The organism is Plantibacter sp. CFBP 8804 (assembly GCF_014841225.1).
Lineage (GTDB): Bacteria > Actinomycetota > Actinomycetes > Actinomycetales > Microbacteriaceae > Plantibacter > Plantibacter auratus.
In genome coordinates, this window is the sequence record NZ_JACYTU010000029.1 from 1 (window position 1) to 14,781 (window position 14,781).

General features: G+C 66.3%; 19 protein-coding genes. 7 read left to right on the forward strand and 12 right to left on the reverse strand.

Annotation, left to right across the window (positions count from 1 at the left end):
- The first annotated feature begins 20 nt into the window (after nt 1–20).
- Both IFU11_RS19675 and IFU11_RS19680 read left to right on the forward strand, forming a co-directional pair.
- Nucleotides 21–1,073 (forward strand): M23 family metallopeptidase, encoded by a 1,053-nt coding sequence (locus tag IFU11_RS19675; RefSeq protein WP_192020059.1) that lies wholly within the window; start codon nt 21–23, stop codon nt 1,071–1,073.
- A 1-nt stretch (nt 1,074) separates the two neighbouring features.
- Nucleotides 1,075–1,551 carry a hypothetical protein gene (locus IFU11_RS19680; protein WP_192020060.1) on the forward strand — a complete coding sequence of 159 codons (477 nt, stop codon included), beginning with the start codon at nt 1,075–1,077 and terminating at the stop codon, nt 1,549–1,551.
- 2 nt (nt 1,552–1,553) lie between these two features.
- Here IFU11_RS19680 and IFU11_RS19685 read toward each other — a convergent pair whose 3' ends face one another.
- The 7 genes from IFU11_RS19685 to IFU11_RS19715 form a co-directional block, all read right to left on the reverse strand.
- On the reverse strand, nt 1,554–1,868 hold the full coding sequence (locus IFU11_RS19685; RefSeq protein ID WP_192020061.1) for an ArsR/SmtB family transcription factor: 315 nt from the start codon (nt 1,866–1,868) through the stop codon (nt 1,554–1,556).
- A 374-nt stretch (nt 1,869–2,242) separates the two neighbouring features.
- On the reverse strand, nt 2,243–2,623 hold the full coding sequence (locus IFU11_RS19690; protein WP_192020062.1) for a MerR: 381 nt from the start codon (nt 2,621–2,623) through the stop codon (nt 2,243–2,245).
- The gene (locus tag IFU11_RS19695; protein ID WP_199862389.1) at nt 2,620–2,877 is read right to left on the reverse strand and encodes a hypothetical protein; all 258 of its coding nucleotides are present in this window, start codon (nt 2,875–2,877) and stop codon (nt 2,620–2,622) included. Before IFU11_RS19695 ends, IFU11_RS19690 begins: the two co-directional genes overlap by 4 nt.
- A 33-nt stretch (nt 2,878–2,910) precedes the next feature.
- On the reverse strand, nt 2,911–3,141 hold the full coding sequence (locus tag IFU11_RS19700) for a hypothetical protein (RefSeq protein ID WP_192020063.1): 231 nt from the start codon (nt 3,139–3,141) through the stop codon (nt 2,911–2,913).
- Nucleotides 3,142–3,213: 72 nt separating this feature from the next.
- Nucleotides 3,214–4,197 (reverse strand): DUF3560 domain-containing protein, encoded by a 984-nt coding sequence (locus IFU11_RS19705; protein ID WP_192020064.1) that lies wholly within the window; start codon nt 4,195–4,197, stop codon nt 3,214–3,216.
- 92 nt (nt 4,198–4,289) lie between these two features.
- Entirely contained in the window at nt 4,290–4,667 is a 378-nt protein-coding gene (locus IFU11_RS19710) for a hypothetical protein (protein ID WP_192020065.1), read from the reverse strand.
- 30 nt (nt 4,668–4,697) lie between these two features.
- The gene (locus IFU11_RS19715; RefSeq protein ID WP_192020066.1) at nt 4,698–4,844 is read right to left on the reverse strand and encodes a hypothetical protein; all 147 of its coding nucleotides are present in this window, start codon (nt 4,842–4,844) and stop codon (nt 4,698–4,700) included.
- A 297-nt stretch (nt 4,845–5,141) separates the two neighbouring features.
- On the opposite strand from IFU11_RS19715, the gene IFU11_RS19720 reads away from it, so the two are divergent.
- Nucleotides 5,142–5,648: a hypothetical protein gene (locus tag IFU11_RS19720; protein WP_192020067.1), complete on the forward strand. Its 507-nt coding sequence runs from the start codon at nt 5,142–5,144 to the stop codon at nt 5,646–5,648.
- A gap of 429 nt (nt 5,649–6,077) precedes the next feature.
- Complete coding sequence (locus IFU11_RS19725; RefSeq protein ID WP_192020068.1) at nt 6,078–6,686, forward strand: GNAT family N-acetyltransferase; 609 nt, start codon at nt 6,078–6,080, stop codon at nt 6,684–6,686.
- Between the two features lie 152 nt (nt 6,687–6,838).
- On the opposite strand, the gene IFU11_RS19730 is transcribed toward IFU11_RS19725, so the two are convergent.
- The 3 genes from IFU11_RS19730 to IFU11_RS19740 form a co-directional block, all read right to left on the reverse strand.
- Nucleotides 6,839–7,174, reverse strand: a complete 336-nt coding sequence (locus IFU11_RS19730; protein ID WP_192020069.1) for a helix-turn-helix domain-containing protein — start codon at nt 7,172–7,174, stop codon at nt 6,839–6,841.
- Nucleotides 7,171–7,578 carry a type II toxin-antitoxin system RelE/ParE family toxin gene (locus IFU11_RS19735; RefSeq protein ID WP_192020070.1) on the reverse strand — a complete coding sequence of 136 codons (408 nt, stop codon included), beginning with the start codon at nt 7,576–7,578 and terminating at the stop codon, nt 7,171–7,173. The genes IFU11_RS19730 and IFU11_RS19735 overlap by 4 nt, the downstream gene beginning before the upstream one ends.
- A gap of 106 nt (nt 7,579–7,684) precedes the next feature.
- Nucleotides 7,685–9,103 (reverse strand): ParB/RepB/Spo0J family partition protein, encoded by a 1,419-nt coding sequence (locus tag IFU11_RS19740; protein ID WP_192020071.1) that lies wholly within the window; start codon nt 9,101–9,103, stop codon nt 7,685–7,687.
- Nucleotides 9,104–9,847: 744 nt separating this feature from the next.
- On the opposite strand from IFU11_RS19740, the gene IFU11_RS19750 reads away from it, so the two are divergent.
- The gene (locus IFU11_RS19750; protein ID WP_192020073.1) at nt 9,848–10,411 is read left to right on the forward strand and encodes a hypothetical protein; all 564 of its coding nucleotides are present in this window, start codon (nt 9,848–9,850) and stop codon (nt 10,409–10,411) included.
- Here the strand turns inward: IFU11_RS19750 and IFU11_RS19755 are convergent.
- Complete coding sequence (locus IFU11_RS19755; RefSeq protein WP_192020074.1) at nt 10,374–12,899, reverse strand: excinuclease ABC subunit UvrA; 2,526 nt, start codon at nt 12,897–12,899, stop codon at nt 10,374–10,376. The genes IFU11_RS19750 and IFU11_RS19755 overlap by 38 nt on opposite strands.
- A 139-nt stretch (nt 12,900–13,038) precedes the next feature.
- On the opposite strand from IFU11_RS19755, the gene IFU11_RS19760 reads away from it, so the two are divergent.
- Nucleotides 13,039–13,425, forward strand: a complete 387-nt coding sequence (locus tag IFU11_RS19760; protein ID WP_192020075.1) for a VOC family protein — start codon at nt 13,039–13,041, stop codon at nt 13,423–13,425.
- An 84-nt stretch (nt 13,426–13,509) separates the two neighbouring features.
- Here the strand turns inward: IFU11_RS19760 and IFU11_RS19765 are convergent, their stop codons facing one another.
- Nucleotides 13,510–13,944, reverse strand: a complete 435-nt coding sequence (locus tag IFU11_RS19765) for a MarR family winged helix-turn-helix transcriptional regulator (RefSeq protein ID WP_199862390.1) — start codon at nt 13,942–13,944, stop codon at nt 13,510–13,512.
- Nucleotides 13,945–14,053: 109 nt separating this feature from the next.
- On the opposite strand from IFU11_RS19765, the gene IFU11_RS19770 reads away from it, so the two are divergent.
- Nucleotides 14,054–14,781: MBL fold metallo-hydrolase (locus tag IFU11_RS19770; RefSeq protein WP_192020077.1), on the forward strand; the 728-nt coding region annotated here is incomplete at its 3' end.

Genomic DNA, 14,781 nt, shown 5'->3' on the forward strand with positions numbered 1-14,781 from the left:
AAGGCGTGTAGGTCAGTCTGATGAAAGTCGTGGTCGGCGGGTGGGTGGGGCTCATGGGTTTGGTGGTGTCGATCTTGTTGCTTGCGGCATTGGGGCCCGGTGCGGGAGCGTGCGGTGGGGGTGCCGATCGTGTCAATGTCGCGCTGATCCCAGCGGAGGCGACGGTCGAGGGGTATGACGCGGACCAGCTGCGGAACGCGGGTCACATCATGAACGCTGCAGCGTCGATGGAGTTACCTCCTCGGGCGCAGCAGATTGGTGTCATGACCGCGATGGGGGAGTCTTCGTTGCGGAACGTTCGGCACGGTGATGACGCGGTAAACCCAGATGGATCGATGAACACGTCGAAGTGCTTGTTCCAGCAGCAGCACTGGTGGGGTTCGGAGGAGGACCGGTGTACGCCGGAGACTGCAGCGCGGCTCTTCTTCGAGCGCCTGGTGAAGGTGCCCGGGTGGGAGACGATGGATCCGTCTGCGGCCGCGCATACGGTGCAGGTCAACGCGGATCCCGATCACTACACGCGTTGGTGGGATGCGGCGGTGACGGTGACGGGTCAGTTGGCGAAGGACTACGGTGTCGGCGGCGCGTGTGCGTCGGGTTCTGCCGTGTTGCCGATGGACCAGCCGTACAACATGACCGATGACTTCGGTCCGCGTTCGGACACCGGGGTGGGGGCGTCGACGTGGCACCCGGCGATCGACTTGGCACGCGAGTGCGGTGCCACGGTCAGGGCGATGATGGACGGGACGGTGACGCGCGCAGAGAACGCGTGGCTGAGCATCCGTCATGATGATGGGTTCGTGATTTCCTACCTGCATATGGCGTCGACGTCGTACAAGGTTGTCGTCGGGCAGCAGGTCAAGGCCGGCCAGGAGATTGGTGCGGAAGCGAGTGAGGGGCAGAGCACCGGCTGTCACTTGGACGTGCGGGTGAATGTGGCCGACAACACGAATCCGCAGGTCGCGGGATTGCCGTTGGCACCTCAGGCGCCGGGGTATGCGAACCCGGAGGGGTTCTTCCAGTTGTTCGGCCTGGACGTGTGTCCGGCGGACTGGTGCGTGAGGAACTACTGACGTGGACGCGGGGGAGCTTGGCCGGTTCTGGTCGCACGTCGTCTGTGGTCCCGAGGTCACGGATTGTTGGTTCTGGGTGGGTGCGATCGCTGATGACGGGTACGGCCGGTTCGCGTTGCGTCGGGATGGTCGAGAGCGGATGGTGCGCCCGCATCGGGTCATGTTTGAGCACGTCACTGGTGCGGAGCTGACAAGTTCGGTGCCGTTGATGCACGAGTGCGACATACCGATCTGCGTGCACGCTGCCGTGGATGCGGGATCGCATCTGTCGATCGGGTCGCAGTCGTTGAACATGTTGGACCGTGAGCACAAGGGCCGTGCGGGTCGTGGCGGGCTGGGGATGCGTGGCCTGTCGCGGCGGGTGCTCACGGAGCGCTCGCGCAGACTCCGTGCCGTCGTGCTCGCGGCGGGGTGGGATCGTGCTGCGATCGCTGCGGTGTTGGCGGATGTTCCGGTGGATCACCCGCGCCTATTCTGAAGCTACTCCGCCGGGTGGTAGCCGAGGAGGTCGCCGGTGAACGCCCAGAGGGCGGCCGCGATGTGTTCACGGTTCGCGGACCAGTAGATGATGCCGCCGGTGCCGCGCGGGTGGGTGGCGCGGCGTGCGTGGAGGAATCCGGCGTCGGTCAGCTCGGTCAGGTGCGGGGCGATGCCGTTGCGGGTTGCGCCGGTGGCGTCCATGACGTCGGCTGCGGTGACTTCGTCGCGCTCGAGGGCGAGCCGCAGGATTCGCACGCGCAGCGGGAGCGCGCCGAGGAGCGTGAGTGCATCTGGCGCGTTCGGGGCGGTGGTCATGGGTCAGCCTTCCTGGACGGTCTGGGTGCGCGGCAAGTCTACGGAGCATGGTCGGGCCGTGTCGGGTTGTGCCCACTGTGTGCAGGCGAGCCCGACGGTGAGCTCGGCTGTGCACACTGGGTGCAACCCGACACTTAACGGGATCTGTTCTGTCGATGAGGGGTGTCCACATTGGGCGTCAGGTCGGCTTGCCGAGCTGTGCCCATTGTGGGCCAGCCCGGCCCTGTTTCGGGACCCGGGACGGGGGAGTGTGAGGGGCCCCCTCACATCGTGCGCTCCGCGTGCGATGCCGCGCCTCGTTCGCGCGAGCCGGAGCACCGGGGGGTGCGTGCCCCGGCTGGCGCGGTTGCTTCGTGTGTTTCGTTCCGGGACGTTCAGGAAGCGAGCTGTGAGATGCGTTGGTGTGAAACGTGGAGCAGGACGGCGGCGTCCCGGACGGAGACGCCTTGTGCGCGGACTCCGTGCACGGCTTCGAGCTGGATGCGCTCATACTGGGCGCGTGCGTCTTCGAGGAACTTTCGCGCTTCCTGGAGCTGTCCAAGGGACTGGGCGACGTCCGGTGCGAACGCGCCGCTGTAGTCCCATTCCAGTGCGATGTCATCCTCTTCGACGTCGGTGAGTCCTGCAATGAGGTCGCGGACCTCGGCCTCGAGCGCTGCCAGTGCACGGGTCTCTGTTGCGCCTCCGGGAAGCCCCGCGATCTGGGCGACCCAGTAGGGGGCTTCGCGGGTAACGGTCACCTGATAGGTGTTCATTTGTCCAACCATCCTTTGCCGAAAAGTCCTTCGAGCGCTTGCTCGTTCGAGCGGGTCACCGTATGCGACATGTCGCCGGAGTGACCCGTGAGGCCGATGCGGCCAAGCTCCTTACCGTCCGCGTCGAGAACGACCCAGATGCTGTGCGATCCCTTTCCCCGCCCGGGGATTGACTCGACCGTGTAGCCGAGCCGACGCGCATGCTTCCGCATCGACTTCAGCACGTCTTTCGCTGACTTCATTCCCTCAACCACATGATAAGTCTACCGCACTAGCCGGGCAAGTGTCTAATCCAATAGACATTCATTGTGGGTGTCTGTGAGGGTGTGCCCGTCGAGGGTGCCGTCTGCGATTAGGGCGAGTTCTTCGAGAAGTTCGCCCATGATCGTGTGTTCATCGAATGGGCACAGGTCGGCGTCCCAGTCGTTGCCGTAGCGGTGCGCGGCGAGGAGGTTCGCGAGCATGACGTCAGTGTCGGCGGTGAGGGTCTGGCGGTCGGGGAGGGTGAGGGTGAGCATGTGTTGCGGCCTTTCGGTTCGGGGTGGTGTGAGGGGCGGGGCGAGCGTGCTCGCCCCGGCCATCGGAGGGGGTTATCCGGCGTGCGTCTTGGTGGCTGCTGCCGCTGCTGCGGCTTCCCAGTCGGCAGCCGTGGTGAGCTGCTGAATCTCCGCATACGGGGTCGTGTCGGTCCACGAGTAGCCGGTGGTGAGGCTGACGGTCTTCTGGTTCACGCGGACGACTTCGCGCCATGACCCGCGCACCTTCACCCGGTCACCCTTCTGAACGGTGTTGCGGTCGTAGCCGGTGGCCGTGCCAGCGGCGATCTGTTCGGCTCGAACGCTCTCCCAGTACACGAGCTGGTCGACGAGCTCCGCACGGCGCGGTTCGGTGCGGGCGGTGCGGCGGCTGATCTGGTCCGGCGTCGCCGGGACGTACCCGGCGGTGTCGTCGTAGACGGGGGAGATGCGTTCGCGGTCGAGGCGGCGGATGTCGGCGGCGTACTTCTCGATGCGGTTCGCGACGGTCACCGGGTTGTATCGGGCGTCGGTCGTGGCGGCGGCTGAGGCGGCGCGGGCTCGCGCGGTGTCGGCATCGTCGGTCGCGGCGATGGCTCGGCCGGTGGCGTTGTGGGCTTTCGCGATCGCGTTGCGGTGGCGGTGCTCGGAGTGGTGGCCGATCTTGATGGGCTCGCCTCCCTCGGGGAGCCGGTCGAGGGCGCGACGCTCTGCGTCCCATGCGGCGTCAGCGGCGGCGGTCTTGCGCTCGGCTTTCGCGTCGAGCGCGGCCACCCGGTCATCCTGCCGGGCGATCTTGTCCGCCTCGACCGCCGCCGTGGTGCGGTGGGTGCGGTCGACGTCGACGTCGACGGTGAATCCGGCCTGGCGGAGTGCGTCGGCGGTGCGGGTGATGGTGTGCAGGTTCGGCAGGCGGTCGCGGGAGTGCGGGACGTACCAGGCTGCGATGCTGCGCCCCCAACGCCACCGGTTGGCCTTCAGGACGTCGGCGGTTCCGTCGCCCCGGCTGGTGCCGTCGATGAGGGTTCCGGCCTCGTGCGTGTGCGTGATCGTAAGCATGTGTGGTGTCTTCCTTCGGTTATCGTGGGCGGGAGGACCGGGAACGGTGGCACTAGACCTGTCACCGTCCCCGGTCCTCGTCCTATGGGTGGTCAGTCGTTGGCGAGGTAGTCGGGCCGGGCCTCGCTGCGGTCGTGGAGCGCGTAGGCGGCGGGCACCATGCCGAGCGTGCGAGCGGCGGCCAGCGGCACGACGACGTAGGCACCGGAGGCCATGTACCCGGCACGGCCCGGACTGACCGGGGCGACGGGTGCGAAGTGCTGCAACGTCGCCCCGCCACACGCCGCGACGTGCACACGGGTGATGAGTCGGACGGCGGGAGCGTCGTCGGTGACCGGGTCGGTGCCGCCTGCGCCGACGATGACCACACGCCGCGTTCGGGCGCTCAGCCCGTCGTCTCCCGGCCCGTGGTGCTCACTGGCAATGACCTCGGCGAAGTGGCCGCGGATGCTGGTGTCGGTCGTGCTCATGAGTGTCCTTTCGTCAGGTCGTGGAGGGGGTCAGATGTCGCTGTCACGCCAGCGGCTGACCGTGCAGCGCTCGCCCGGCTGGTTGGTGTCCCGGCCCTCGGAACGGCAGGAACTGCACGCGCATCCGTCCGCGTAGCTCTCACCGGCGTAGGTGTTCTCGTAACCCGTGTCATCCATTGGTCTCCCCCTCGTTCTTTTGCCGTGAAGGCGGTTTACCGCCGTCAGGGAGCGCCGGACTGGGCGCAACCCGAAGGGCAGAGGAGGAGAGAGTTCCCGGGCGATGTGAGGGAGCCTGCGACCGCGTCCGGGAAGTCTCGGGGGAGCTGGCGGCGCAGCCGCCTGCGCCCAGGCCGGCCGACCGCATCCTGCCGAAGGCTTCACGGCTAAAGAACGCACCCGCAGGGTGCACACAGCCGCCCGCGCAGCGGGTGTCGATATGCCCGTGGTGTCGGTGGCCTGGTCTAGCCTGTCCATGTGACTGAGCCGACGCCCGAAACCCCCAACGATGTGGATCGTCGGGCGCAGCATGCACGTGTGCGCCTGATCAATGAGGAGCTCGACAGGCTCGGGACCGACGCGGCAGAACGCACGGCAAGCGTGAACGGGAAGGCTTCTTTTCTGGCTGTCTCGGCCGGCGTTCTGGTGGCTGCGTCGACTGCTCAGATCTGGACCGTGGCCTCTGCGTTCGGCGTGGCGGCTCTTGCCCTCGCGTGCATCGCCCTGACCTGCTCTGCTGTCGCTGTGCGCCCCGGGAAGCGCCTGGGTATCGAGGCGCAGCGCATTGCTGATCTGTTCCTTGATTCCTCACAAGCGGCGCTCCAGATCGAGGGACAGCTCGCGCGCGACAAGGCAACGACACTAAAGGCTCGCGAACTTGACCTGCGCTCACGCGCCACCTGGGTGTGGGTGGGCTTCGGAGCACTCGCACTTGCGACGGCTTCTCTGACCGTCGTTTTCACCGCCGAAACGCTGAGGAGCTAGACATGGGACGACCCGATTACGAGGACAGTGTCGCGCAGCCGAGTGGCTCCGATGCTGCACCCGAGTCACCTCTTGGGATGGTCTACTTCGGCGGTGGCACAGGGGACACGCTTAATCTCCTCACGCACAGCGATGACCGGACATTTGGTACCCTCCTTGGTCACCTGACGGAGAGCGAAGACAGGTAGCCGGGAGCGCGGGGGCCAGCCCCTCGCATCGTGAGCGGCGCATGCGATGCCGCGCCGCGTGGTCGGGGCGAGGTGGGGGAACTCGCCCGCACCGTACCGGTTAACCGCCGGCTGGGAGCTTCACAGGAATCCGCTTCACGTCGGTCAGCGGGTAGCCCATTCGGCGAGCTGACGGAAGTACCCGGTGACACGGCAACTGAGCGCACCCGCAGGGTGCGCGCGGGCGGCCTAGATTGGTCGGATGAGTGAGTCGACGGCTGATGACCATGTCACATTCGCGGGACCGGCCGACACAGGCGAGATGGCTCAGCTCGCTCGGGATGTCTTGCCATTCATGGGCGCATTGCACGACGACGAGAGTTGGCGAAGGTTTCGTCGTTTCGGCCAGGGCAAGCACGCCTCCGACCAGTACACATTGGTTGTCCGAAACGGCGGGCCCGGCGGGCATCTCGTCGGTTTCGTGTGGGTTGACCCGGCGATGCTGATCGACCACAACATTACCGAGCCGTGGTGGTGCATTAATGCGCTGGCGATCGCGCCGGATGCTCGTGGACAGGGCCGAGCTGCCGCGCTACTCGCGCGCGTCGAAGCAGCTGCCCGAGCCGCCGGGATCGTGCTGCTCTATGGGCAGAGCGTCCCGGAAGCTAGGCCGTTCTGGCAGAAAATGAAGTTCTCGTTGGGGAATCCGGACGAGGCAGTTCGGACTCGCGGTGCGGCGATGCTGACATCGGGGGAGCGGGTGAATGGAACGTTCAGCCCGTCGTCTGGTGACAGTTGGTTCCTGCGATATCTCACGGACGTTCCCGGTTCCGTCCGATCAGGTCTTCTGCCTGTCTCCTGGACAAATTGACGCCAGGAACGCCGCTGGCACCTGCTCGAGCGCGGGGGAGCGCGAGGGGCCGGCCCCTCGCATCGTGCGCCAGCGCGCGATGCCCCGCCCGGCATCACCCCGATAGTGGCGGATGTGTCGGTTGACAGAGCATCACCTCTGCCGACGGTGGGCTAGCTGGCGTGGACGAGTTCGATCGAAGTGGGCGCATTGATCGGGGCGGCGCTCACGTACAGGCCGCTGCCAACTGCGCGAGCGATCCGGGTGAGCATCGGGAACGTCGGCACTTGGACGCCGTTCTCGATTGCCGAGATCACGGATTGCTTAGTTCCGATCCGGCCTGCGAGGGCGGTTTGGGTGATGCCAGCGCCGGTGCGGAGCTTGTAGACGAGCTCGGCGAGGACCAGGCGCGCCTCTTCTTCCTCAGCTGCGGCGTCAAAGCGCTGGCGCTCATCAACAGTCATCGCGTCCAGCGCTGCGGCTTCGAGCTCGCGGAATGATGTAGTCATCGCTTCTTCCCTCTCCGGTTGGCCTGTGTGGCTGATGTTGCGCGAGTGTTCTTGGTCGGTGCTTCCTGGGCAGCTTTCGCTTTGCGGTCGGCCTGGTGAGCGGCTTGCGCGCGCCGCGCTCGGAGGACTTGCGCGCGTTCATTGTCACGCTGCTTCCTGAACGTCGTGAGCGTCACGGCTTGTTCCTCCGGGTCCAGGACATAGGTGATGCGGCGGGCAACTCCTTCGCAAGTGAACCGCAACTCATGCAGCCCCTCACCCAACGGCTTCGAGAGTGGCATTCCGAGCCGGTAGCCCTGGTCCTCCAACCGTGAGATGACCCGTTGCGTGACGGCCTTGCCCTCCGGGGTCAGCGCGACATACCAATCGCGCACCTCGTCTGAAAACAGGACCGTCCAACTCATAGTCCCAAGTATAGCACCTACCTGATATTGAAACTGGCAATATCGTCCAGAACGATATGAGAGTGGGGTGGAGCCGTGACGACTCCATCCCACTCCCAAGGGCCGGTTAGCTGTCGGCGGGGAGCTTCGCCGCGATCCGCTCCACGTCACTCAGCGGGTAGCCCCATGCGGCGAGCTGACGGAAGTAGGCGGCGATATCGTCGCCGCCCTGTCGCCAGGTGTGGCGTCCGGTGGACTCTTCGATGCCAGCGAGGACGATTGCCAGGGCGACGTACTGGGCGCGGGTCGGGTTCTTCTCGGTGCTCGCGGCGAGCCGGTCGCTGATCGACCCGTAGGCCGCCTTGTCGTGCTTCACCCCGAGCAGTTCGTGGGCGAACCGGTTCCCGGTATCCATGCCGCGGGAGACGGCGTGGCGGTGGGTGGTGAGGCCGTCCGCGATCACCTTCGCGGCGCCCTTGGGCAGGGTCTTGGCGCGGAGCTTGTTCGCGAGCCAGTCGCGGCGCACCGTCTGCGCGGCATCCCACGCCTTGTTGTTCGCGATCAGCTGGCGGCGCTCCTGCTTCTTTGCCTCCCGCTCCTCAGGTGTCAGCTCGTCCGCTGCGGGCTTGGACGCTGTGGACGCGTAGCGGTCCCGGAACCCCTTCGCGCTCTTCGGGATGTAGTAGCGGATGGACGCCTCAGCGTCGCCCGCATACGCGTTCACCGTCGCCGTGCGGCCCTCGACCTCGGCGACCGTCTCCGGCGTCACCGGCTCCCCGTCAGCGGTCGCGAGCTGGGCGATCGACACCATGCCCGTGGACCAGTCGACGTAGTCCACGACCGCGAACCCCTGCCCGGTGAGCTGCTCGGTCGCAGCATCCACCAGCTGGCGGATGTGGCGGTCGTTGCGGGCGCGCTGCGCGGCGTGCTCGAACTGCTCCGGGTCCGTCGTCGCGACCTCGATCAGCTGTGCGGTGACGTCCTGGTCGTCCGCGAAGTCGAGCAACGCCGCCCCCTGCTCCAACGTCAGCTGGTGGGTGAACATCGCGGCCGCAGTGTCGGCGTGCTCAGCGAGGGCGAGACCGGTCGTCACACGAGCCTTGGCGGTGCCGAGCTGCTTCGCAATGGTCGCGACGTCCATGCCCTCGAAGGAGAGCTGCTGCCAGGCCGCGACCCGATCGGCGTCGCTCAGCTCCGTGCGGTGCTCGTTCTCGATCATCTGCGCCACGATGCGTTCCGTGGTCGCCTCGTCCGCCTCAACCACGTAGACGGGGATCGTGGGGCGCTGCGCCTCGCGGGCGGCGAGGGTGCGGCGCTGACCCATCCGCACCAGGACGTTGCCGTGCTCGTCACGACGCGCGACGACGGGCTGCATAACCCCGAACCGGCGAATTCCGTCGATGAACTCCGGAGTGAGCGGGGCGACGGTGCGGACGTTGGTCTCAACGATGATCGACTGCGGGTCCAGATGCTCCAACACACCCGCCGGAACGGCCTGGGCGGTCTGCTCAGTGGCGGGCTGGGTGGTGGTGGTGTTCTTGGTCACGGTGTTGCCTTTCAGATAGGATTTCAAATGGCCGGGAACGGTGACAGCGCGAATGTCACCGACCCCGGCCGTTGTGTTGCTGGGGTACTGCTGGGGTGGGTTAGTGCGCGGTGAGCGCGGGCGACCAGTAGTGCGTGACGGCCGTGTACGACGTCACGAGCGCTGCGAGCTGGGTGTCGGTGAGACTGCCGGTCGTACCGGTTTCCGGGTCTGCGCCGAAGAACATCCCGGTGCCGTGGATCGCGCCCGCGTAGCCGTTGGCCTGCATGATCGCGGTCAGCGCCGCGTTCACTTCCTCGCCCTGGTCCCGGTTGACGAACAGGTCGAGGGTGTCGGTGACCGGGATCAGGTCGTACCAGTCCGAGCCGAGTGCGGCGTTGATGCCGACGACGTCGACGCCGTCCTGGATGCCGACCGCTTCGATGACCGCGTCGGTCGTGATCTNCCGATACGCAGAGCAGATGGTGGAGCGGAGGAGGGACCATAAGCGGGAACCCCTGTGGGACGGAAAGTTCTGAGCCGAAATCAGGGAGCTTGCGACCGCGGCTCAGAAGTTTCCGGCACGCAGGGGCCGGCAACGCCGGCCGCGTTGGTCACGGGGGAGAGCCGCCATATGATCGCAGTCTCGGGGAAACGCCCCAGACCCGGCACGGGTCACACAGTGCCGGCAGAGCCGGCTCCTCACCTCGAGTGGTCTCGAGGCCGCTGCTCGGCGTAAGTTCATTGATGTCATCGGGGGACGACATGCGCAGAAAGCTCATGATCGAGTCATGGCCGGTTCCGCCAGCACTGCGTCCGAAGAAGCGGCAGGCGTTGAAACTCACCTGGTGGTCGATCCTGGCCCTGTGGCGCTCAAAGCCGTTAGCGCTGCTCGCGTTGGTGGCGTTCGTGCCGATCTACACGACGGTGTTCAGTGTTGAGATCCTGCTCTTCTTCCCTGAATTTCCGCTCGTCCCAACGGTTCTGCTCTGCCTGCTGAGCAGCGTCGTGGTGCTTGGTGTCCTCTACTGTCTGACGACTGTCCAGCTGATCCGAGGCCCGAGAACGATCGTGCTTGCGAATGACCACGCGGTGGCCGCCGCGAAGGGAAAGCTAACGGAGCAAACGGAGGTGTGGACGCTCGTTAATCACTCAGTGCGGCATCAACGCCAGGGCCACGGTGCCGCGTTCCGGAAACCACTCTGGACTATTCTCATCAACGCCCAGCAGAGCGGGTGCCGTTGCTCCCATTCGTCGGTGCCGGCGGAGTGGCGGCGGCCCCACGGCCGTGTCACGGTCGTGGGGTTGCGTCGAGGTACCGTCCTGTGACGCTCTCGGCGGACGCTGCGATGGCCTCGGGTGTGCCGGTGGCGATGATGCGTCCGCCGTCCGCGCCGCCTCCGGGGCCGAGGTCGATCACATGGTCTGCGTTGGCGATCATGTCCAGGTCATGCTCGATGACGATCACGGTCGCCCCGGTCGCCAGCAACTGGTCGAGTACACCCAGGAGCGTGCGGATATCCAGGGGGTGCAGGCCGACGGAGGGCTCGTCGAACACGAACATCGTGCCGGTGTGCGTGCGTCCGAGCTCGGCGGCCAGCTTGAGTCGCTGGGCCTCGCCGCCGGACAGGGCGGGGGTGTCCTCGCCGAGGGTGAGGTAGCCCAGGCCGAGATCGATCAGTGTCGACAGCTTCTTGCTTACTCTCGTCCGCTCTCCGAGCAACGTCGCGGCATCGGCGACGGTGGTGCCGAGCAGTTCGGGTAGGGACCGGTGCCCGTCGCTGGTGGGAAGCCGGTGCTCGGAGGCGTGGGGGCTGTAGCGGGTGCCGCCGCAGTCGGGGCAGGGAATGTCGACGTCGGGGAGGAACTGCACGTCGAGGATGACCTGGCCGGTGCCCTCGCATCTCGGGCAGCGCAGGGACCCGGTGTTGTAGGAGAAGTCTCCTGCGTTCAGGCCGGCGTTCTTCGCGGACGGAAGGCTGGCGTAGGCGCGGCGCAGGTCGTCGAGGATCCCGCTGTAGGTCGCGACGGTGGAGCGTACGTTCGTGCCGATGGGGGTAGCGTCGACCACGTCCGCTCGCGTCACCCCTGCCGTGTCGAGGGATAGGACGTGCCCGGGGAGCGGGACGTCGTCGTGAACGGCGGCAAGGGCGGGCACGAGGCTGTCGAGCACAAGGGTCGTCTTCCCCGACCCGGACATCCCGGTGACAGCGGTGAGACGGCCCTTAGGAATCTCGGCCTCGAGCGCGTGAACGGTGTGGATCGGGGCGGTCTTCAGGCGGATCACCCCGCGTGAGAACACCGTGTCTTTGCTCGCGCGGTCGCGAACGACCGTCGTTTCGCTGCCGGCCAAGAACCGCCCGATGAGCGACGCTGGATTCTCCTGGACGGCGTGGATCGTCCCTTCGGTGAGGACCGTTCCCCCGGAAGAGCCGGAGCCGGGGCCTATCTCGATCATCCAATCCGCTTCTCGCAGGACCTGCACATCATGGTCGACGAGCACGACCGAGTTGCCGCCGTCGAGGAGGTCCCGCATGACGCCGATCAGGCCCTCAATGTTTGCCGGGTGCAGCCCGATCGATGGCTCGTCGAGCACGTACAGCACGCCGGTGGTCTCGTTGCGGACCGCTCGCGCGAGTTGCACGCGCTGTCGCTCCCCGGTCGACAGAGTGGAGCTGGGCCGGTCGAGCGTGAGATAACCCAGGCCCAGCTCAACGAGCCGGCGGCCCATCTCTGTGAACTGGCGGGCGATCATCTCCGCCATTGGGCGCATGTTCGAAGGTAGCGCGGCAGGAAGGGTCGGCACCCAGGCCATTGCCTCGGCGAGGGTAAGGGCGGTGGCCTGGGCGAGATCCATGCCGTCGACTTGGGTACCGCGGGCTGCTTCGGACAGGCGGGTGCCGTGGCAGGTAGGGCAGGCGTGCGCGGTGATGAACCGCTGTACCCGGACCAGGCCATTCTCGCTGGTGGCGTTCTTCATCGCTTCCCGCACGGCTTGACGGGCGCTGCGGTAGGTGAAGTTCAGCTCGAATAGCTTTCCGGTCTTCGAGGGGACCTCGATCTCGCGCTTCTCACCGGGCCCGTCGAGCACGACTTCCTGCTCTTGCGGGGTGAGCTCGGCGTAGGGGACGTCGATACGGACGCCGAGCGCGGCAGCGACCTGCGGCATTACTGAGAGTCCGAACATCCGCCAGGGCGCGACCGCGCCGTCGGCGATCGACCGTGACGGGTCCGGAACCAGCGTCGCGTCGTCGATGTCTCGCACTATGCCCGTCCCCGCGCAGGTCGGGCATGCCCCATCGGAGTTGAATGCCAGCGACTCCGCCCCTGGTGGGTAGAACTCAGCGCCACAGATCGGGCAGATCAGGTCCTTGTTCGCGGCCACGTCGATCGTTGGGGACAAGCGGTGACCGTTCGGGCACAGATGCGAACCGAGCCGCGAGTACATCACTCGCAGCACGTTCAACAGCTCCGTCGACGTCCCGAACGTCGAACGCACCCCGGGCACGCCCGGGCGTTGCCGCAACGCCAACGCCGCCGGCACATGCCGCACAGAATCCACGGTGGCGCGCGCCGCGTGCGACATCCGTCGTCGCGTGTAAGTCGACAACGCCTCGATGTATCGCCTGGATCCTTCGGCGTAGAGCACCCCCATCGCCAGAGACGACTTCCCCGACCCTGACACCCCGGCGATCGCGACCAACTGTCGAAGCGGAACATCGACATCGACGTTGCGCAGGTTATGCACCCGCGCGCCACGCACCTCGGTCACCAACGGGCCCCCCACGGCGGGCCGGCCAGAGTGTTCGCTGTCCATGAGACCTCCACGCGACTCAGGAGCCGCTCGTTCTACTGATCTATATTCCACGTCAACTATATCGGGTAGGCTGATCTTCTCGCCGTGCGTCCGCGCGACGAGAAGATCAGCCCCCATCATGGGGAGTTGGGAGAGGGTCATGAATGCCCCGGCCATTGGTTCAGTGTCCTGGTTCGAGATCGGCAGCGACAAGCCCGAGGAGGTGAAGAAGTTCTACAGCGAGCTGTTCGGCTGGCAGTTCAAGCTCAACACCGACCTCGAAGGTGTCGACTACCACGCCGCGATCACCCCGGGCTCACCCGGCCCGAGCGGTGGGATCTTCGACCACGCTGGCCGCTTCGAAGACTATGCCGTCTTCTACGTCCTCGTCGAGGACATCCCGGCCACGCTCGAGAAGGCCAAGGCCCTCGGCGCCGAGATTACGATGGATCCCGTCGTCGACGCGTCCGGAGTCAGCTTCGCACGCCTGCGCGACGCGAACGGCCACCACTTCGGCGTGTATTCGATGCCCGCCGCCATGGCCTGACCGACGCCCCATGTCACACGGGAGGTGTCGCTGACCTGCGACGCCTCCCGTGTTATCGCCCGTTGCTAATGGCGGGAAGCGCCATTAGGCTGACGCGCTGCGGTCCGCGACGTCCGTGGCGGACCGCAGGAGCCGAAGGCCCGTCGCCATCCGGTCGAGCTCGGCAGGGCCCAGCACCGATGAGAAGCGCTGGGCAAGCTCATCTTCGAACACCGGGGCCGCGTCGTCCACCTTCGTCGTCCCGGCGGAGGTCAACACGATCAGTGCGGACCGGCGATCGTGCGGGTTGGGGACTCGTCGGCAGAACCCGGCCTTCTCGATCCGATCGATGACTTTGCTAGCCCCACCCACCGTGATCACGAACTCTTCCGCCACGTCCTGGACCCGCTGCCCCTCGCGATGGCGCAAGAGCTGCATGATCTCAAACCACGTCAACTGCAGGTCGCAGTCGGAGCGCAACCGCGCATCCACTCCCGCCCACAACTCGGTCTCGAACCGCACCAGATCGTGGTACAGCACCCGTAAGTCCGTCATTCCTCACCTCGTCGCCGCCCTGACTTCGCCAACCATGCATTGTTTCCATAGAATTATCTGTAGGCGACACATTCTACTCTCGAAGGAGAACCTCATGACCACCCAGTCCGACCCGATCGACGTCCCCGTCCGCGTGCTCAGTGGCCCAACGGTGCTGATCGAGTACGCCGGCCTGCGCTTCCTCACCGATCCCACTTTCGACCCGCCTGGGGACTACCCCGTCGTGCCTGGTTTCGCGATGACCAAGACCGTCGGGTCACCGCTCAGCCCGGACGAAGTGGGCCACATCGACGCGGTGCTGCTCTCTCACGACGAGCACGATGATAACCTCGACCGCGCCGGCCGCGCGTTCCTGCCCCGCGTCCCCGTCGTCTATACCACTGTTTCCGGCGCAGGTCGCCTCGCCGGAAACGCCCAGGGGCTGACGTTCTGGGAGAAGGCCACGCTCACCGCCCCCGACGGCACTGAGGTGACGATCACCGGGCTGCCCGCACGCCACGGCCCCGAGGGTAGCGAACCAGTCTCCGGAGACGTCATCGGATTCCTCCTCACCGCCGACGGGCACCCGAGCGTCTACATCAGCGGCGACAACGCATCACTGGACTACGTCCAGCAGATCGCGGACCGGTGCGCGCCCATCGACACCGCGATCCTGTTCCTCGGAGGGGTCCGTCACAAGCCCATGCTCGACGCACAGCTCGTGACCCTCGACAACACCCAAGCAACGTGGGTGGCACGCGCTCTGGACGCTCGCCGTGTGATCCCTGCCCATTTCGAAGGCTGGGCGCACTTCCAGGGAACTCGGGACGACCTCACGAAGGC